General features: G+C 43.3%; 17 protein-coding genes and 1 other RNA gene. 4 read left to right on the top strand and 14 right to left on the bottom strand.

The features are described 5' to 3' along the window. Nucleotides 1-114: 114 nt before the first annotated feature. Nucleotides 115-912, bottom strand: coding sequence for a formate dehydrogenase accessory sulfurtransferase FdhD (fdhD, locus tag ACIQ0C_RS12060; protein WP_403060114.1), 798 nt, complete (start codon nucleotides 910-912; stop codon nucleotides 115-117). 55 nt (nucleotides 913-967) lie between these two features. After that, nucleotides 968-1330: a Na-translocating system protein MpsC family protein gene (locus ACIQ0C_RS12055; protein WP_095390832.1), complete on the bottom strand. Its 363-nt coding sequence runs from the start codon at nucleotides 1328-1330 to the stop codon at nucleotides 968-970. Between the two features lie 333 nt (nucleotides 1331-1663). On the opposite strand from ACIQ0C_RS12055, the gene fdhF reads away from it, so the two are divergent. Next, nucleotides 1664-4603, top strand: coding sequence for a formate dehydrogenase subunit alpha (gene fdhF / locus ACIQ0C_RS12050; protein WP_403060111.1), 2940 nt, complete (start codon nucleotides 1664-1666; stop codon nucleotides 4601-4603). Between the two features lie 18 nt (nucleotides 4604-4621). Next, the gene (locus ACIQ0C_RS12045) at nucleotides 4622-5098 is read left to right on the top strand and encodes a helical membrane plugin domain-containing protein (protein WP_403060108.1); all 477 of its coding nucleotides are present in this window, start codon (nucleotides 4622-4624) and stop codon (nucleotides 5096-5098) included. Between the two features lie 224 nt (nucleotides 5099-5322). On the opposite strand, the gene ACIQ0C_RS12040 is transcribed toward ACIQ0C_RS12045, so the two are convergent. The 6 genes from ACIQ0C_RS12040 to secG form a co-directional block, all read right to left on the bottom strand. Further along, complete coding sequence (locus ACIQ0C_RS12040) at nucleotides 5323-6297, bottom strand: nuclease-related domain-containing protein (RefSeq protein ID WP_403060105.1); 975 nt, start codon at nucleotides 6295-6297, stop codon at nucleotides 5323-5325. Nucleotides 6298-6496: 199 nt separating this feature from the next. Then, nucleotides 6497-6858, bottom strand: a transfer-messenger RNA (tmRNA) gene (gene ssrA, locus ACIQ0C_RS12035). A gap of 123 nt (nucleotides 6859-6981) precedes the next feature. After that, complete coding sequence (gene smpB / locus ACIQ0C_RS12030) at nucleotides 6982-7449, bottom strand: SsrA-binding protein SmpB (protein WP_101223703.1); 468 nt, start codon at nucleotides 7447-7449, stop codon at nucleotides 6982-6984. A gap of 66 nt (nucleotides 7450-7515) precedes the next feature. Next, entirely contained in the window at nucleotides 7516-9873 is a 2358-nt protein-coding gene (gene rnr / locus ACIQ0C_RS12025) for a ribonuclease R (RefSeq protein WP_402835954.1), read from the bottom strand. 30 nt (nucleotides 9874-9903) lie between these two features. Next, entirely contained in the window at nucleotides 9904-10650 is a 747-nt protein-coding gene (locus ACIQ0C_RS12020; RefSeq protein ID WP_402835952.1) for an alpha/beta hydrolase, read from the bottom strand. Between the two features lie 141 nt (nucleotides 10651-10791). Further along, complete coding sequence (secG, locus tag ACIQ0C_RS12015) at nucleotides 10792-11025, bottom strand: preprotein translocase subunit SecG (protein ID WP_034309999.1); 234 nt, start codon at nucleotides 11023-11025, stop codon at nucleotides 10792-10794. 176 nt (nucleotides 11026-11201) lie between these two features. On the opposite strand from secG, the gene ACIQ0C_RS12010 reads away from it, so the two are divergent. Both ACIQ0C_RS12010 and ACIQ0C_RS12005 read left to right on the top strand, forming a co-directional pair. Next, nucleotides 11202-11744 carry a hypothetical protein gene (locus ACIQ0C_RS12010; RefSeq protein WP_403060102.1) on the top strand — a complete coding sequence of 181 codons (543 nt, stop codon included), beginning with the start codon at nucleotides 11202-11204 and terminating at the stop codon, nucleotides 11742-11744. Nucleotides 11745-11799: 55 nt separating this feature from the next. Beyond that, on the top strand, nucleotides 11800-12618 hold the full coding sequence (locus ACIQ0C_RS12005; RefSeq protein ID WP_403060099.1) for a M15 family metallopeptidase: 819 nt from the start codon (nucleotides 11800-11802) through the stop codon (nucleotides 12616-12618). Between the two features lie 168 nt (nucleotides 12619-12786). Here ACIQ0C_RS12005 and eno read toward each other — a convergent pair whose 3' ends face one another. From eno to ACIQ0C_RS11975, 6 genes are all read right to left on the bottom strand, one after another. Beyond that, on the bottom strand, nucleotides 12787-14082 hold the full coding sequence (gene eno, locus ACIQ0C_RS12000) for a phosphopyruvate hydratase (protein ID WP_034309992.1): 1296 nt from the start codon (nucleotides 14080-14082) through the stop codon (nucleotides 12787-12789). A gap of 30 nt (nucleotides 14083-14112) precedes the next feature. Continuing rightward, nucleotides 14113-15648, bottom strand: coding sequence for a 2,3-bisphosphoglycerate-independent phosphoglycerate mutase (gene gpmI / locus ACIQ0C_RS11995; protein WP_403060096.1), 1536 nt, complete (start codon nucleotides 15646-15648; stop codon nucleotides 14113-14115). After that, nucleotides 15641-16402, bottom strand: a complete 762-nt coding sequence (gene tpiA / locus ACIQ0C_RS11990; RefSeq protein ID WP_403060093.1) for a triose-phosphate isomerase — start codon at nucleotides 16400-16402, stop codon at nucleotides 15641-15643. Before tpiA ends, gpmI begins: the two co-directional genes overlap by 8 nt. 46 nt (nucleotides 16403-16448) lie before the next feature. After that, on the bottom strand, nucleotides 16449-17633 hold the full coding sequence (locus tag ACIQ0C_RS11985; RefSeq protein ID WP_402835942.1) for a phosphoglycerate kinase: 1185 nt from the start codon (nucleotides 17631-17633) through the stop codon (nucleotides 16449-16451). A gap of 246 nt (nucleotides 17634-17879) precedes the next feature. Further along, nucleotides 17880-18887, bottom strand: a complete 1008-nt coding sequence (gene gap, locus ACIQ0C_RS11980; RefSeq protein WP_402835940.1) for a type I glyceraldehyde-3-phosphate dehydrogenase — start codon at nucleotides 18885-18887, stop codon at nucleotides 17880-17882. A gap of 32 nt (nucleotides 18888-18919) precedes the next feature. After that, nucleotides 18920-19954, bottom strand: a complete 1035-nt coding sequence (locus ACIQ0C_RS11975; RefSeq protein ID WP_403060090.1) for a sugar-binding transcriptional regulator — start codon at nucleotides 19952-19954, stop codon at nucleotides 18920-18922. Nucleotides 19955-20058: the final 104 nt, after the last annotated feature.

Below are 20058 nucleotides of genomic sequence, written 5' to 3'. Positions count from 1 at the left end.
TTTATAAAAACTGTACCATAAATGGCATGTTAGATATATCCTTTTACAAATACAAAAAAAGCCCAGGCCAAACCGGCAGGACTTTCCGATAAGCATCTTTCTAGCGGAGGACGCTCAGTCATTCAATTGAATTCTTTCAGGGCATGTGTAGATATTCAGTGAATCATTGCGAATGAACCCGACCGTCGTGATTCCCAATCCTTCAGCCAACTCCAAGGCCAATTCAGTTGGAGCGGATTTCGAGAGTATCAGTTCACAGCCGATTTTCGCCACCTTCAAGAGAATTTCCGATGATATCCGGCCGCTGAACACGATAGCCTTCCCTTTTATCGAAATACCATTTTTCAAGCAATGGCCGTATATTTTGTCCAAGGCATTATGCCGTCCGATGTCCATCCTGCTTAAGACGAGGCCATCGACATCACATAAAGCGGCATTGTGGACTCCGCCCGTGTTCTGGAAGGTGACGGCAGAATTTTGTAAATCCTTCATCAAGCGGAAACAGTCATCAGGAGTCAGTTTCACCGAAACATGATCCATTTTCTTGGCAGTCAATGCATCATTTACAAAGACGAAACCTTGTCTGCTCATTCCGCAGCAAGATGTAATATACCGCTTATTTTGAAAGTCCTGGAAGTAGGGATTCACTTTATCCGTCTTCACATGAACAAAGCCTTCTTTTTCCTGGACCCAGATTTCTTTTATCTCATCATATTTTTTGATGATTCCTTCCGAAGCCAAATAACCAATCACCATATCCTCGATGTATTCAGGTGTACAAACCATCGTGACGAATTCTCGGCCATTTATTTTGACAGTAACGGGATGCTCCGTTACGATCGCATCTTCCGTCCGCTCGATGTTACCTTTGGTTATCCGGATGATGTCCCTCTTGATTTCAATCGCTTTCATGTTCCCACTCCTTTTAATATCCAGGAGCCAATTGACCAATATGTAAGGAACATGGTCAATGCCCGTTGAGTTTGTCCGCTATATTCTTATCAAATACGAATACGGAAATCGCTATGTTTTCTTTGATTTTGATGTCTGAAAACAAATGGAGCAGTTTAGCTCCAACCAGTTCTTCCATTCCATCAGGAGGACTCTCCGAATATACATCCTGAACCATTTTGGTTCGTGCAGAATGGACCATATCCCGTCCTTCCTCTGATCTTGATATGAACATTTCCGTAGGAGTCAAATTCCCATATAACGTGGAAACGGCCATATTTTCCACGAAAACCGTGTGTATGCGTTCCGGTCCTTTACCGAATAGTTCCTTGCGAAGCTTACGAATCATATCATTGAATTCATGGATAACTTTAGACACCGTTGCGTCACTCCAATTCAAGAAAATTAAGTTCTCAATTTTCTTATCATAAATCAACGCGAAGAAAAACGAAAGGGATTTGGGAATGATAACCTCTTTCCAGGATTGTTTCTTTTAATAATTAAAGGTATAATATCATTGATGAAAGTTGGGAGCATAATAGTGTACTGTTGTGTCCTATCTTTTTTAACATTATCCATTATGGTATGGATTGGTATATTGGCAAGCTTTGCTATTAAACTATTCCACCATGACCTACATTTCCGTTCAGAGCCGGAGGTGTAATCATGGTGGTTTTTTTGCGTCTTTTTGGCTATAAAAGGGGGAAATATAATGATCGATTCAAACATCACCATCAAAATCAACGGGAAGGATTATACCGCTAATGAAGGAGCTACAATACTGGAGGTCATCAACCAAAATGAGATAGCTCATCCACAGATTTGTTATGTTCCTGAGGTGGACCCGATCCAAACATGCGACACATGCATCGTCGAAGTTAATGGGAAACTCGTCCGGTCATGTTCGACAAAAGCAGTGAGCGGCATGGATATAGCCTTGGACTCAAGGAAGGCCAAAGAAGCCCAAACCGAGGCCATGGACCGGATCCTGGAAAACCATTCTTTATACTGCACTGTATGTGATAATAATAACGGAAATTGCAAACTGCATAACACAGCAGAATTAATGGAAATTGAACACCAAAAATATCCTTACACACCGAAAGTGGAATTGGGTGCCGTCGATATGTCCCATCCATTTTACCGCTATGATGCCAATCAATGCATCGCCTGCGGGCAATGTGTCGAAGTCTGCCAAAACCTTCAGGTCAACGAGACGCTGTCCATCGACTGGGAAGCAGAACGGCCTCGGGTAATCTGGGATGAAGGAACGGAAATCAATAACTCATCTTGTGTAGGCTGCGGACAGTGTGTAACCATTTGTCCATGTAATGCATTAATGGAAAAATCGATGCTTGGCGAGGCTGGTTTCATGTCAGGTTTGAAAAACGATATGCTTGAGCCAATGATCGACCTTGTCAAAGAAGTGGAACCTGGATACAGCGGGATTTTTGCCATTTCGGAGATTGAAGCGGCAATGCGTGAGACACGGACGAAGAAGACAAAAACGGTCTGTACGTTCTGTGGGGTAGGATGCACATTCGAAGTCTGGACAAAAGGCCGTAAAATCCTTAAAATCCAACCTACTCATGAAGCACCCGTCAATGCGATTTCCACATGTGTCAAAGGGAAATTCGGTTGGGACTTCGTAAACTCTGAAAAACGTTTGACAAAGCCCCTGATTCGGAAAAATGGAAGATTCGTTGAATCAAGCTGGGATGAAGCACTTGATTTGGTTGCATCTAGACTGGGTTCGATCAAACAGCAATACGGCGGAAATTCAGTAGGTTTCATTTCCTCTTCCAAGATCACGAATGAAGAAAACTATGTAATTCAAAAACTGGCACGGCAAATGTTCGAAACGAATAACGTCGACAATTGCTCGCGTTACTGTCAATCCCCGGCAACAGACGGGCTGTTCCGTACAGTCGGCATGGGCGGAGACGCTGGTACGATCAAGGATATCGCCGCAGCAGGTCTTGTCATCATCGTTGGGGCAAACCCGGCAGAAGGACATCCCGTACTGGCGACACGCGTTAAACGGGCACACAAGCTTCATGGACAAAAACTGATCGTAGCTGACATTCGCAAAAACGAAATGGCCGAGCGTTCCGATATCCATATCAGTCCAAAACAAGGAACAGACCAAGTTTGGTTGATGGCGGTTACAAAATATATGATCGATCAAGGCTGGCATGATCAAGATTTCATCAATGAAAATGTTAACTTCTTCGACGACTATAAAGAAGTAATTGAGAAATATACCCTGGAATATGCAGAAACACACACAGGTATTTCAAAAGAAACATTGATCCAAATAGCTGAGACCATTCGTGATGCTGACGGAACATGCATTCTCTGGGGAATGGGCGTTACACAAAACACCGGTGCTTCCGATACTTCTGCTGCAATTTCCAACCTGTTATTAGCTACAGGCAACTACCGTCGCCCAGGAGCTGGAGCTTATCCGCTCCGCGGCCATAACAATGTACAGGGCGCTTGCGATATGGGTACCCTTCCAACATGGCTTCCGGGATATCAGCATGTTACCGATGACGTCGCACGTGCTAAATTCGAAAAAGCATATGGAGTGAAAATCGATTCCAAACCAGGCTTGAACAATATTGAAATGCTTAAAGCGATAGAAAAAGGCGACATGAAGGCAATGTATCTTGTAGGTGAAGATATGGCACTTGTTGATGCGGATGCAAACCATGTTGATAAAGTGTTATCCGGATTGGATTTCTTTGTTGTCCAGGATATTTTCCTTTCAAGGACAGCCCAGTATGCCGACGTGGTATTGCCCGGCGCTCCATCTCTTGAAAAAGACGGAACGTTCACCAATACGGAGCGCCGTGTACAGCGTTTATATAAAGCTCTTCCCACTATGGGAGATTCTAAAGCGGACTGGGAGATCACTCAAGAGATCGCCAACCGCTTAGGTGCGAATTGGAATTACACTCACCCTAGTGAAATCTATGACGAAATGGCAAGTCTGTCACCGATATTCAGCCAAGCGAATTACGAAGTGCTGGAAGGATGGAACAGCTTCCTTTGGGGAAACCATGATGGATCAAGTACGCCGCTACTTTATGTGGATGGCTTCAACTTCCCTGATAAGAAAGCCCGCTTTGCACTGGCGGACTGGATGGAACCTCATAAATTCCCGGAAGAATATGACCTTCATATCAATAATGGACGCATGCTGGAGCATTTCCATGAAGGCAATATGACGAACAAATCCAACGGAATCCAATCGAAAGTACCTGATATTTTCGTTGAGGTTTCACCGGAACTTGCCAAAGAACGAAAAGTCAGTGATGGCGGTCTCGTTCGCTTAGTGTCTCCTTTTGGGGCCGTTAAGTTAAAAGCCCTGATCACAGACCGAGTTAAAAATAATGAGCTATTTTTACCGATGAACTCCGTCGATAAAGACTCTGCCATCAACTTCCTGACCGGTCCCATCTATGATCGACGCACAAGCACGCCTGCTTACAAACAGACGATGGTCCGCATGGAAGTATTAAGCGCAAGCGGAGACATTCCATTACCGGGTACCAATCCACGGAACAAAAAACGTCATCCTCAAAATGGTGTCGAGGTCGAACGTAAGTGGGCCCGTCCAGGGTATGTTCACTTAACGGATAAATAAACAAGGAGGGTGAAGATCATGGCAGCTCCTATAACGGAAATCCATAATCCCATTACTGAGGAAGAAATAAGGCTAAAAAAACTGGAAGAACTGAAAACGTTGATCACCGATAATGAAGATGCATTGAACAATATGTTTAAAATCGTCAATGAACTGAATGACTCGGGAGTATTCGAAGCCGCGACCTCCATGCTTCAAGGAAAAGAACAAATTGCGAAAATCGCCCTTCAACAAATCACAAGGCAACCTGTCACAAACCTGATCAATACCCTTATGGGGGCAACAGGTGCCTTGATGAACGCCGATGCCGCACAATCCACGAAACTGCTGAACAGTGCACTTTCAGGAATCGATGAAGGAAACAAATTCCTTCAAGCCGATAAGAAGATCGGCGTTTTGGATTTAATGAAAACATTGAATGATCCAGACATAAACCGGGCAATCGGCTTTGGCGTCCACTTCCTGAAGGGAATGGGCAAGGAATTAAAAGAATAGGATCGGAACAAAGACTCAAGAGAAGCTTCTTTTGAGTCTTTGTTCTATCATTAAGTCTCAGTTGCTGCAAAGCTGCTGAAAGTGCAGCGTATTGGATAAGATTAGCATTGGAGTGGATAATATGGCGGATATAAAAGATTGAAGAATTACATATTGCCTCAGTAAAAAGAATCTTATTAGCTTATCAAGCTGATGGGGTTTTTCCAGTGAAAAATGATTTAAGATCACTCATCAAAATAAAGGCTGTACACCCTTCCCTTATTCGCACCACTGCTTGCTAGATTCAATGATTGCAAAATCCGTGTTGCACTGGATGAAGAGGAAATGCTTAAAAAATCCCTCAACTGCCGATTCGTTATAGTCGAGCCAATTAGATAAAAATAATCTCGTATAGCCTGGATATGTGCAGTTTTACTGGATTGTTGGCATTGATTGCAATGCCATGTGCCATGCCTTCTAAATAGCTGATTGCCCTTGCAATTCTCACATATCACTCCTTTTATTAGGTCCTTTTCGGTAAGATTATATCGTTCCAGGATGGAAAAGTCCGCATCGATATGGTTTTTATTCAATACGCGAACTGCTTTCTTCAAATGTTTTTCACTAAAACAGGATTCTGTTATGGAATGCTCGATTTGATCAATTTTAGCGGGAAGTGCATCGCGATGGATAACTTTATAGTGGAGTTCATGGTTTTCAGGAGCTGTACGGATGATTGTTTGGGGATTACTGATGACAATCAATGAAAGGATGGGCAGTGAGGGAAAACCGTTTTTCAAGAACCAATTGGTCAATTGTGATTCCTGGCGGCTGACTTGTATGATGGGATCAGGAAATGCCGTTTCTTTTCCTTCTATCGTTCGAATGAGCTGATTGAAATGCGGATCAAAATAGATCGCCCCTGCAATGTTCTTCACTTCAATGATAAGCGCATATTTCTTGGAGATTAATAAGGTGTCCAGCTGAAAAAATCGTGATTGAACCTGCAGCCTTAAATCGTGGAGGATGAAATAGCTTTTTGGTTCAAGAAAGCTTAATGGAAAATCAATGGAGCATTCCCCTTTATAGCCCGCTTCCCTTTTTTTGAGATCGTTCATGATTAAAGGCGTTTTAGGGTGATTCGGAGGAAGCCTGCACGCTAATGCACGTAATTTGCGGATGGCAAGAGGAACTTTTCGCTCTTTTACAATCAATTTCATCGCTCCAATCCTAGTTTCTCCAAAAGGATTCTACAGTAAATGATGGAAATTGTACAGTTTATCTGCGAAATCGGGAATATATCTTCGAAAATGGAGATATATCAGCGAAAACTCCTGATTTATCTGCGAATTATACGATTTATCGATTTTTCGACAAAAACAACGAAAAAAACAAATAAAAAACCACCAATATATGTATTGGTGGAGACGGTGGGAGTCGAACCCACGTCCAGACATAACGGCACTTAAGCTTCTACGAGTGTAGTCGATATATTCGCATTTCGCGAACTCATTAGCCTATCGACAGGCGGCAGAGCAGCTAGTCTGATTGGTCTCTTCCTTCATCCTCAGACGGTGGATTCCGGCGTATCCCACTTAGAGTGAGTCCCTTACCCTACCACGTGGGCCATGGAGGGAGGAACAGCTATCGACTGTTATTAAGCAGCGAAAGCTAGGTTGTTGTTTTGTTTGCCAGTTATAGGCGTTGACGTTTTAACGAGGCCGATCCCCTCGACTCGCAACTTAAGCTCGAACTATCCCTGTCGAATCCGTAACGTCCCCATGATGGAAATGGAGCGTACGAGAGAAGAATAGTCAGCAAGTTGGCTGATATTCAATTGTCATCGGTACAGGATTAATTATAACAGATTGATTCAAAAAATCAATTGTAAGGTCTTGGCAGTTCTACATTTTCTGCCGATCACGGAAAGCACGTTCGATATCACGCTTCGCTTCCTTCTTCTTCAGGTCTTCACGCTTGTCATATTGTTTCTTCCCTTTACCCAGACCGATTAAAACCTTGGCAAAGCCATTTTTCAAATACATTTTCAACGGAACGATCGTGTAACCTGTTTCCTTTGTTACACCGATCAGTTTGCTGATTTCCTTCTTATGCAAAAGAAGCTTCCGTGTCCGCAACGGGTCATGGTTAAACTGGTTTCCCTGCTCATAAGGGCTTACATGCATATTATAAAGATAGATTTCCCCATTTTCTATTTTAGCGAAGGCATCCTTCAAATTCACTCGGGCCGCACGGATGGCCTTGATTTCGGTCCCCTTCAAAACGATTCCCGCTTCAAACGTTTGTTCAATAAAGAAATCATGATAAGCTTTTTTATTTTGTGCTAGTTGTTTACCTGAGCCTTTTGGCATCTAACTCTCCCCTTTTTACATCCAATCGCGGCAAGAGGATGAAATGATCATCCCCCGCCTCAATCTTTATCTCTTTTTTGGTTTTCTCTTGCGCTTCGCTGCTGGCGCATTTTCAAAGAATTTTTTCTTCTTTTTCGGTTTTCTCCCAGTAGAAGGCGAATCTCCATTACGGCCGCCGCCTTTTCCTTCCTTACGTCCACCATTGCCATCTCGGCCACGTTTGCGTTCACCTGAATTGGCTTTGAATATTTTCTTCTCGCCGGATGGACGCGGACGGCTTACCTTCATGCCGATAATTTCAAAATCGATTGCGCGTTCCTCTTTATTGACGTTGGAAACACGTACGTCGATCTCATCGCCAATCCGGAACACATTACCGGTACGTTCCCCTATCATTGCAAGCTGACGCTCATCGAAGCGGTAATAATCATCCGTCATGAAGCTGACATGGACAAGTCCTTCAATCGTGTTCGGCAGCTCGACGAACATCCCGAAATTCGTGACCGAACCAATGATCCCGGTATACTCTTCGCCGATTTTATCCAGCATATATTCCGCTTTCTTCAGATCATCCGTTTCCCGTTCAGCATCGACTGAGCGACGTTCACGTTTCGATGTATGATCGGCAATCTCAGGTAAATTGGCATTCCATTTCTCCTTCGTAGCTTCATCCAGTTTACCTTCCACCAAGTAGGTCCTGATCAACCTGTGCACGATCAAATCCGGGTAACGGCGAATCGGCGATGTGAAATGTGTATAAAACTCAGCAGATAAACCAAAGTGACCTAAGCTCTCCGGATCATATTTCGCCTGTTGCATGGAACGAAGCATGACGGTGGATATGACCGTTTCTTCCGGTTTACCGGCAACCGCCTCAATGATTTCCTGTAACGCCTTAGGATGAACGTCATTCGCCGATCCCCGTACAATATATCCGAAGTTCGTAATGAATTCGAAGAAACGCTGCAGTTTTTCCGGCTTGGGATCTTCATGAATACGGTAAATGAACGGAACCTCAAGACGGTGGAAATGCTCAGCAACGGTTTCATTAGCTGCAAGCATGAACTCTTCAATCAGTTTTTCCGCAACCGACCTTTCACGTAAAACCACATCAGTCGGATGGCCCTCTTCATCAACGATGACTCTCGCTTCATTGAAATCAAAGTCAATCGCACCGCGGTTCATCCTGTTTTTACGAAGGATGGCCGCTAACTTCTCCATGTCCTGGAACATCGGCACCAACGCTTCGTAACGTTCGAGCTGTTCTTCATCTTTATCGACAAGGATTTTGTTCACATTGCCATATGTCATACGTTCCGTCGTCTTAATGACACTTTCAAAAATCTCATGGTTGACGACTTTTCCATCTGGCGTGATTTCCATTTCACACGAGAGTGTAAAACGATCGACTTGTGGGTTCAAGGAGCAAATGCCATTCGATAAACGATGCGGAATCATCGGGATGACCCTGTCCACCAAATAAACGCTCGTCCCTCTTTCCAAGGCTTCCTTATCGATTGGAGATCCTTCCTTCACATAATGGCTGACATCAGCAATATGAACACCCAGCTTGTAATTGCCATTTTCAAGTTTGGAAACAGTGACGGCATCATCAAGGTCCTTTGCATCCGCTCCATCAATCGTGACCAAAACATCATTGCGCAAATCCCTGCGGTTGCCAATTTCACTTTCTTGAATGGTATCCGAAACGGCATTGGCTTGCTCCATGACGTCATCCGGGAACTCCATCGGCAAACCATATTTATGGATCACTGAAAGAATATCTACACCAGGATCATTTTTATGGCCAAGAATCTCAATGACTTCACCTTCAGCACTTATGCGTCCTTCAGGATAAGAAGTAAGCTTGACGACAACCTTATGTCCCTCTACCGCTCCATGTGAAGCATGCTGTGGAATGAAGATATCGTTTGCGATCTTTTTATCATCAGGGATGACGAAACCAAAACTTTTACTTTCGGAGTATGTACCGACCACTTGTGTAATTCCGCGTTCAAGTATTCTGATCACCGTGCCTTCTTGCCTTGAGCCCGATGTTTCCGAAGATACTCGTACCATGACGACATCTCCATGCATCGCTGTGCCCGTTTCATTTGGCGGAATGAAAATATCATCCATTCCCGGGTTATCTTCAGGTGTGACAAAGGCAAATCCCTTTGCATGCCCCGTTAATTTACCGCGGAACAAATTCATTTTTTGCGGCAGGCCGTAACGATTGCTCCTCGTTCTGACCACCAATCCCTTTTCTTCCATCTTTACTAAAGCCTTAACGAAATTCTTGAAATCTGCCGAGTCTTCGATTTTCAAAGCCTCTTCCAGTTCTTGTACCGTTAACGGCTTATACGCTTCATCCGTCATGTATGTCAGAAGCTTATTAATATGTTCTTGAATGTTATCTTCCATGAAAACCCTCCTATTCAGGGTATATTTTTGTTATTCGGACCAATCCAGGCTTTCTAAAAACCCCAATACATCTTCATGTAGCTGGTCTTTTTCTTTATCAAGGGTTATGACATGGCCGGATTCTTCATACCACTTGATTTTTTTGACCGGTGATTCAATGGAATCAATAATAATATCGGCACTTTTTGGATTGATAACATCATCATGCCGGCCCTGCACGACAAATGTCGGAGCGTAAATAAGGTCGACGTGCTCTCGTACATCCGTTATCAATTCCTGAAGGGCTTTCAATGTATTCATCGGTTTATCGGCAAGGAGGTCCATTTCAAGCTCTATTTGCTCTTGAGTTTTTCCTTCATACTTCTTAAATTCTCTGGCGTACTCCAATACTCCTTTAAACATCATTTCTTCACTTTTGATATACATAGGCGCACACATTGATACGATACCCTTTATAGGTACAGTGTAACCTAATTTAAGAGAAAATACGCCTCCTAATGAGAGTCCGGCAACAGCAATTTCTTCATGGCCTTTGCTTTTCAGGAAATCGTAGGCCATCATGACATCTTTCCACCAATCTTCCGGACCCGTTTTCACCAGCTCCTCTGGGGGAACGCCATGCCCTTCATAGTGCGGGGCATGGCAGGTGTATCCCTGTTTCTCCAAGTAACGGCCCAGCATCCGTACATCCGCTGAATTCCCCGTGAATCCATGTAAAAGTAAGACAGCCCTTTTTCCGCCTTCAAAAGTAAAGGGCTGCTGCAGCTTTATTTTCATGATCTTAAGCTCCTTTATCAGTAAATAGATTTTAAAAAAATCCCTATCCTATAATTAAGTACTAAAATCACTATATCTATTCATGCAACTATTGTGCAAAGAAAAAAGCCTAGCTATTTAGCTAGACTCATTTTTGATCCATTACACATCAAAGTATGCAACAAGTAAAGTTAAAGCAAAGAATAAAATCGCCAATACTATTGTCGCACGATGTAAAACCAGGTCCAAACCGCGTGCCTTTTGCTTTCCGAATAACTGCTCAGCACCGCCGGCAATCGCACCTGATAAACCTGCACTCTTACCTGATTGAAGCAATACCGTCACAATGAGGGCGATACTGACAATCACTAAAAGCGTTATGAGAAATGCATGCATGCAATTACACCTCCTGAAGAACCAATAAACAATTACTTTAACTTTACCACACCCAATAAATATCCACAATCTTTGTTATACTATGATGGTAAGAATTCCTAAAAACCAATGGACATTCATTTCTTTTTGAATCAAAGTTTGAGATAATTTGCATAAATAGAGGAAGAGGTGTCAACATGTTTAAGTCCATACTACGGATTCTTGATCTCCTGACCATCCTATTCTCGGCGGTTGCCGGCTATTCTTTATGGACAGGCGGAAGCAATTTTATCAGCGTCCTATTAATCATCCTATCACCGCTTTTATTGCTGCTGGCAAAGTATCACGGAAATCGATACTTATTATTTGCTGCATATATCACGACAACCGTTTATTTTACTGCTATTATTTATAATGGACTTTCCAATAGCGGTATCGACTTTTTCCAATCAAGCTTCAATGTCCTCCTGATCGGGGCTGCAGCCGCCTTGCTGAGCGTCATAGCGGCGGTCATTGGGTTTGGGACCAATACTCTTACGATTCTTTGGTTATCGCTTCACGCCCTTGTCACATTCGAGACAATCAGGATGTCATCTGGTTTCCTTTCGGGCTTTTGGTCTGATCCCGTCGTGGAAACCGCAGTCCGTAACGATTATCCATTTTTATTGATGGTCGTCTGGATTGGCTTATTTCTTGATAAATATCAAAGTGAATTAACAAGGGATTACTTATCACGATAATTTTTCAAAACTACTTTTATTGGAAATCTTATATTAAAAGCAAGGGGCCTTTCATATGTTAAAACCTATATTTGCAGCAACCGCTCTATCATCTTTCATTTTGATGGCTGGCTGTTCATCCTACCTGACAAGCGAGCATGAAAAAGAGCAAAAAGAAGAACAACCGAGCTCCCAGGAGACGGAGACTGAAAAGAATAATGATTCAAAGGAGTCGGCCCAACGCCAGGTGGAGGTTGATGAAACGGCTAAACCCGCACAGGCTGGCCTTCAGACGTTAGCCCATCCGGAAAGCATACCTGTACTTGTCAATAAACAATACAGCCTGCCTGAAGATTACAAACCCGATGACCTCATCTACCCAAATGTGGATTTCATCTTTGAAGATAAAATCGAAAAAAGAATGATGCGCGAAGAAGCGGGAAAGGCTCTTGAAGCAATGTTCCAAGCTGCCGAAAAAGACAATATGCACTTTGCCGGCGTTTCGGCGTACCGCTCACACCAAACACAAATCACGGTCTTTAATAACTATGTGGCTAAGGACGGGGAAGAAAAAGCGAAAACCTACAGTGCAATGCCTGGGACAAGCGAGCATGAAACAGGCCTGGCGATTGATGTCACGACCCACGATGGGGCATGCGCTGCCCAAGACTGCTTCGGTGATACGAATGAAGCGGCCTGGCTAGCTGAACATGCACATGAATACGGATTTATCATCCGCTACCCTGAAGGCAAAGAAAACATCACAGGCTATAAATACGAACCATGGCATATTCGCTATGTTGGTGTTGATACCGCAACTGAAATCTATGAAGCGAAGATTACATTGGAAGAATACTATAATGCCGTACCAGTGGAAGCTGTATCGAATAAATAAAAAAAAGGTGCCCGGATGCGGCACCTTTTTTTTATTAATCAAACGTTTGATTAAATCCTTCAAGCTGGAAGCAGTGACTGGTTTATGGGCATAAAAAACCTCCTATTCAATGTGGATGGCCACATTGAATAGGAGGGGAAATCACTGTAATCGAACTTCCAGCAAAGATTACTTCTTCAAGTTATAGAAAGATTTCAAGCCGCCATATACAGCCAAGTCACCAAGCTGGTCTTCGATGCGAAGAAGTTGGTTGTATTTAGCGATACGGTCTGTACGGGACATGGAACCGGTTTTGATTTGTCCTGCGTTTGTTGCAACGGCGATATCAGCGATCGTTGCATCTTCCGTTTCACCGGAACGGTGGGAAACGACTGCAGTGTAGCCCGCGCGTTTAGCCATTTCGATTGCATCAAACGTTTCAGTCAGTGTACCAATTTGGTTCACTTTGATCAGGATGGAGTTACCGATGCCTTTTTCGATGCCTTCCGCCAATTTTTTCGTGTTCGTTACGAAAAGATCGTCACCAACAAGTTGAACTTTAGAACCGATGCGTTCCGTTAATAGCTTGTGGCCATCCCAGTCATTTTCATCCAGGCCGTCTTCGATGGAGATAATAGGGAATTCATTCACTAGCTCTTCATAGAAAGCAACCATTTCTTCGGATGTAACACCATTGCGGCCTTCGCCTGCAAGATCATATTTGCCTGTTTCTTTGTTATAGAATTCAGAAGAAGCCACGTCCATGCCAAGGTAGATATCCTCGCCTGCTTTGTAGCCAGCTTTTTCAATTGCCTCGATGATGACTTGAAGCGCTTCACGGTTTGAACCAAGGTTTGGCGCAAAGCCGCCTTCATCGCCGACTGCCGTATTCAGGCCTTTGGCAGAAAGGACAGATTTCAATGCATGGAATACTTCTGCACCCATACGAACTGCTTCTTTGAAGCTAGGAGCTCCTACAGGAAGGATCATGAATTCCTGGAAGTCAACATTGTTATCGGCATGCGATCCGCCGTTAATGATGTTCATCATTGGAGTCGGAAGTTGTTTCGCATTGAACCCTCCAAGGTAACGATACAATGGTAAACCTGAAAATTCCGCAGCGGCATGGGCAGCAGCCATTGATACGCCAAGGATTGCATTAGCTCCCAAGTTTCCTTTGTTTTCAGTGCCATCCAATTCAATCATAGTAAGGTCAAGGCCTGCTTGGTTCGTTACATCCAAACCGATGACAGCTTCAGCAATGATATCATTTACATTATCGACTGCTTTTTGTACCCCTTTACCCAGGTAGCGAGATTTATCCCCGTCACGAAGCTCAACCGCTTCGTGTTCTCCTGTTGAAGCACCTGATGGTACGATTGCACGTCCGAAGTATCCGGACTCTGTTTGGATTTCTACTTCTATTGTTGGGTTACCACGGGAATCTAGCACTTCGCGTGCATATACATGTTCGATGTACGGCATTATAAATCTCTCCTTTTCCTATTCACAATTTTATTTAGATAATAGGGATTTCCCTGTCATTTCAACAGGTTTTTCGACTCCAAGCAAATCAAGCATCGTTGGAGCTAAATCGCCTAAGATACCACCTGATCTTAATGTTACCTGATTTTTAGTGATAATGACAGGCACGGGATTCGTAGTATGGGCTGTCATCGGGTTGCCTTCTAGCGTTACGACTTCATCAGCATTCCCATGGTCAGCTGTGATGATTGCTGTGCCGCCTTTTGAGACGATTAAATCGACAATCCTGCCTAGGCATTCATCCACTGTTTCAATCGCTTTAATGGTAGGCTCAAGCATCCCTGAATGACCAACCATGTCCGGGTTGGCAAAATTCAAGAGAATGGCATCAAAGCGGTCAGCCTCAATTTGTTCCACCAATGCATCCGTAACTTCATAAGCACTCATTTCCGGTTTTAAATCATATGTAGCTACTTTCGGAGAATTAATTAAAATCCTCTCTTCACCAGGAAACTTCTCTTCACGTCCGCCGCTCATGAAAAACGTCACATGCGGATATTTTTCAGTTTCAGCGATACGAAGCTGGGTAAGCTGGTTTTGGGAAAGTACTTCCCCTAATGTATTATCAAGATTTGTCGGATTAAATGCAACATATCCGTCAACTGTTTCTGAAAAATGTGTCAAGCAGACAAAATGGAGATGCTTCGGATGTCCAGGACCGCGGTCAAATGAGCGAAAATCCTCATTCGTGAACGTATTTGAAATCTGGATCGCCCGGTCTGGACGGAAGTTATAAAAGATTACCGCATCATCATCTTTAATCGTTGCCACCGGTTTACCGTCTTCCGCCGTTATGACTGAAGGTATCACGAACTCGTCAAAAATACCATGTTCGTAGGAATCCTCGACACATTCCATAGCAGAAGAGTAAGCAGGGCCATCACCATACACCATCGAACGGTAGGATTTCTCCACACGTTCCCAGCGCTTATCACGGTCCATCGAATAATATCTACCGGAGATGGTGGCAAACTGGCCAACACCGATTTCCTTCATTTTCGCTTCCGCTTCCTTAATATAACCTTGCGCCGTTTTCGGGCCGACATCACGACCATCTAAAAATGCATGTACATATACATTTTTAACTCCTTCTTTAGCGGCCAATTTCAAAAGGGCATACATATGATCAATATGACTATGGACGCCGCCATCTGAAAGAAGACCGAAAAGATGAAGGTCCGTGCCTTTTTTCTTGGTATGGCTCATGGCATCGACCAAAGTTGGGTTTTGTGCAAACTCACCTTCACGGATAGCCAGGTTCACACGGGTCAGGCTTTGATAAACGATCCGTCCTGCCCCGATATTCAAATGGCCCACTTCAGAGTTCCCCATTTGACCGGCAGGTAAGCCGACCGCTTCCCCGCTTGCCGTTAAATGGGAGTGCGGATACTGTTCCCAATAACGGTCAAAGTTCGGTTTTTTCGCATGAAAAACAGCATTTCCCTTTTCTTCGTTACGGCAGCCAAAACCGTCTAAGATGATAAGTGCCACAGGCGACTTACTCATAGTGACCAGCCTCCAGCAATTGTAAAAATGAATCGGATTTCAAGCTTGCACCGCCGACCAACGCACCGTCAATATCAGGTTGTGCCATATACTCTTTAATATTCTCAGGTTTTACACTGCCACCGTACTGAATCCGGATGGCTGCAGCTGCTTCATTTGAAAATTTATCGGCAACAACTGAACGGATATGCGCACAAACTTCATTAGCATCTTGAGCAGATGATGATTTTCCTGTTCCAATCGCCCAAATCGGCTCATAAGCAATAACGGCTTGTTTCAATTGATCATCAGATAATCCTGCTAGGCCTTTTTCAATCTGGCTGCCTACGAAATCATTCGTTTCGCCAGCTTCCCTTTGCTCAAGTGTCTCACCGCAGCAAACAATCGGAGTCAACCCGTGGGCAAAAGCTGCATGGGCTTTTTTATTAACGGCATCATCCGTTTCGTTGAACATTTCCCTGCGCTCAGAATGACCGAGTATGACGTAGGATACCCCAATATCAGCTAATGCGATTGGGCTGATTTCTCCTGTAAAAGCACCGCTTTCTTCAAAGTGCATGTTCTGCGCCCCGATTTTCACATCGGTTCCTTTTGCTGCTTGAACGAGCTGATCCAAAAATAAAGCTGGAGCACATACAACCGTATCGATTACATCTTGCTTCGGAATCAAATTGCTCACTTCTTCTAAAAAGGCAGTCGCTTCAGATAGTGTTTTATTCATTTTCCAGTTTCCTGCAATAATCGGTTTACGCATTTGGTTTCTCATCCCTTCTAATGTTGAAATATGTAACGGTTTAATCTTATTTATCGTTCAAGGCCACAACGCCTGGCAACTCTTTGCCTTCCATGAACTCAAGAGATGCACCGCCGCCAGTTGAAATATGGGACATTTTTTCTGCCAAGCCAAACTTTTCTGCAGCTGCGGCTGAATCCCCTCCGCCTACAATGCTGTACGTATCATTTGCTTCCGCCAAGGCTCTAGCGACGGTTCTCGTACCATTCGCAAATTTATCGAACTCGAATACACCCATTGGTCCATTCCAAATGACAAGCTTGGAACTTTTGATTACATCCGCAAATAACTCACTTGTTTTTGGACCGATATCAAGAGCCATTTTATCGTTTGGAATAGCATCGATATCCACATTCTCTGTTTCTGCATCAGGTGAAAATTCAGCCGTTACGACTGCATCGATAGGCAAATGAAGTTTTACGCCTTTTTCTTTTGCACTTTCGATGAAAGATTTGGCCAATTCTATTTTGTCTTCTTCCAATAAAGAATTACCGATTTCATGACCTTGCGCTTTAATGAATGTATAACCCAATCCACCACCAATGATCAAGTGATCGACTTTTTCCAAAAGGTTTTCGATAACGCCTATCTTATCCTTTACTTTTGCTCCGCCAATTATAGCTGTAAAAGGACGTTCTGGGTTAGATAGGGCTTTTCCCAGTACAGAAAGCTCTTTTTCCATCAACAATCCGGCAACGGCTGGGAGATGGTGAGCTATTCCTTCAGTTGAAGCATGAGCACGGTGCGCAGCTCCGAATGCATCGTTAACATAAACATCAGCAAGCGCCGCAAATGACTTCGCCAATTCTTGATCGTTCTTCTCTTCTCCTGGATAGAAACGAACGTTTTCCAACAACAGGATCTCGCCATTTTGCATGTTATCAATGATTGATTGAACGGTCTCGCCGTAAGCTTCTTCTGCCTTTTGCACATCTTTGCCACTAAGTTCGCTTAGTCTTTCCGCAACAGGTGCTAAACGCAATTCTTCAACGACTTGTCCTTTAGGACGGCCAAGATGGCTGGCTAAGATGACTTTTGCGCCTTGTTCTGTCAGATAGGAAATCGTCGGCAGTGCAGCCTTGATTCTCGTATCATCCGAAATCTTCCCGTCCTGCATCGGCACGTTGAAATCAACACGGCAAAATACGCGTTTTCCCTTTAATTCAATATCTTTAATCGACTTTTTATTCATAATCCAAGAACCTCCTTAGATATTGTTATCATATTTTTGATTCTTTTAGTCAAAAAGGGAGAGGGTAAATTTCCCAACTCCCCTTTTCTCTTTTTCATTATAGTCGGTTTCCAGGAAATTATCCAAAAACAAGAAATGTAAACGCTTGACTGATAATGACTTACTAATAATATCATCTTCTGCCAAGTTTTTTTAGAGGTGTGATAAAAAAAACCTCACCTTGGTGAGGTTTTTTTATTATTCTAATTACAATCCTTTTTTAGCCAAATAGTCGATCAAATCAACAACACGGCTTGAATATCCTGTTTCATTATCATACCAAGATAATACTTTAACCATGTTTCCTTCCATTACCATTGTGGAAAGGGCATCGATTGTAGATGATGATCGGTTACCGTTATAGTCAGTTGATACTAACGGAAGTTCGCTGTACTCAAGGATTCCTTTTAATTCACCCTCAGAAGCCTTTTTGAATGCTGCATTAACTTCTTCAACCGTTGTGTCTTTTTCAAGCTCTGCAACAAGGTCGACAACAGACACGTTTGGAGTAGGTACGCGCATTGCCATACCATTCAATTTCCCTTTAAGTTCAGGAAGTACAAGTGCAACAGCTTTTGCTGCCCCAGTTGTTGTAGGAATGATATTCTCGGCAGCTGCACGTGCACGGCGGTAATCTTTATGAGGCAAATCAAGGATTTGCTGATCATTTGTATAAGAGTGAACAGTAGTCATCATACCGCGTTTGATTCCGAATTGTTCATGAAGCACTTTAGCAAATGGAGCTAAGCAGTTCGTTGTACAAGAAGCGTTAGAAATTACATGGTGGTTTGCTGCATCATATTTGTCTTCGTTTACACCCATGACGATCGTGATATCTTCATCAGATGCAGGAGCAGAGATGATTACTTTTTTCGCGCCAGCTTCTAAATGCTTAGCTGCATCCGCACGTTTTGTGAAACGTCCTGTAGATTCTACAACTACTTCTACTCCCAGTTCACCCCATGCTAATTGTGCAGGATCACGTTCAGCCAATACTTTTACTTTGTGACCATCGACAACAAGGTAATCCCCATCAACTGTTACTTTTTCATTAAGTGATCCATGAATTGTATCGTATTGAAGAAGGTGCGCTAACATATTAGCATCCGTTAAGTCGTTAATAGCAACAATCTCTACCCCAGGATTACTCAATGCTGCACGAAATACATTACGTCCAATACGTCCAAAACCATTAATACCAACTTTTACTGCCATGAAAAATTCCTCCTTTTAAGTTCGCAAATATATTAAGGGGTGTAATTCCCCTGAATTAACTCTTGTGCCGCAGCTTCATCCGTGATCAAAACGGTCGATGAAGGTGCGCCTTTCATGTAGGAACGGATAGCCTTTGCTTTAGTTATGCCACCTGCCACAGTTATCACTCGCTTTTCAGGGCTAAGATCATCTAACTGGATGCCGACTGTCAAAACTTTATGAACAACTTTGCCGTTTTCATCGTAATAATAACCGAATGCCTCTCCTACAGCATTTCCATCTAACAGCTTCTTTAACATTTCTGGCGAAGAATTTCTTCTCTCTGCCATCGCCATGGCATCACCGATTCCATGAATGATCATATCGGCAGACTTGATTTGGGAAATCACTTCTTTAATTGCAGGTTCCTTCTGAAATGATGCATAAACCTCACCGCTTAATTGATCGGGTACATATAACACTCTGTATGAGGCTTGTGCCTTCTGTGCCATTTTTTCGACAATCGTATTGGCCTGATTCTGCACTGCTTCACCAATTCCCCCGCGGGCTGGGACAAATGTCAATTTCTTCGACGCCTCGTCAGGTGACAACGAATTAGCCACTTCGGCCATTGTCGATCCTCCAGTAACCGCAATGATATTCTTTGAGTTCCATTCTCGTTTCATACGGTTTGCACAAGCTTTACCCAATTCTTTTTTCACCCATGGGGTTTCATCACAATTTCCTGAGACAATAATGACTTCATCCACTTGTAACAAATCCTGCAATTGCCGTTCCATTATGTCTATACCCATTACTTCACGCATTATTCCTTCTAACTTATCCAGGATTTCGATCCCTTCATCAGTCAGCGTCATGCCAGAGCTGAAGATGTTAACCAGGTTCTGACTTTTCAGAAAATCAACCTCGCCTCTAAGCGTCCGCTCTGTCAAATTAAGGCTCACGGACAGACTGCGCCTTCCAACCGGCTGCATCATTTTGATATAACGCAGGATATCATATCTTTTTTGCATAACCAAAAGGAAATCGGGTAATAATTTTCTTTGTACCTCGAGTAATGTACGCATATTTAAAACTCCTAAAAAGTTAAGTTGGACATTTAACGTCCCACGTAGTCATTTTGTGTCCCACTTAAAACAAAAAAATATTCCTGCTACATATTTTATTCTAG

The sequence above is a fragment of the Peribacillus sp. NPDC096448 genome (assembly GCF_044762675.1).
In the GTDB taxonomy this organism is placed as follows: domain Bacteria; phylum Bacillota; class Bacilli; order Bacillales; family DSM-1321; genus Peribacillus; species Peribacillus frigoritolerans_B.
The sequence above is the reverse complement of the archived record's forward strand: the minus strand, read 5'-3'. Positions and strand labels throughout refer to the sequence as shown.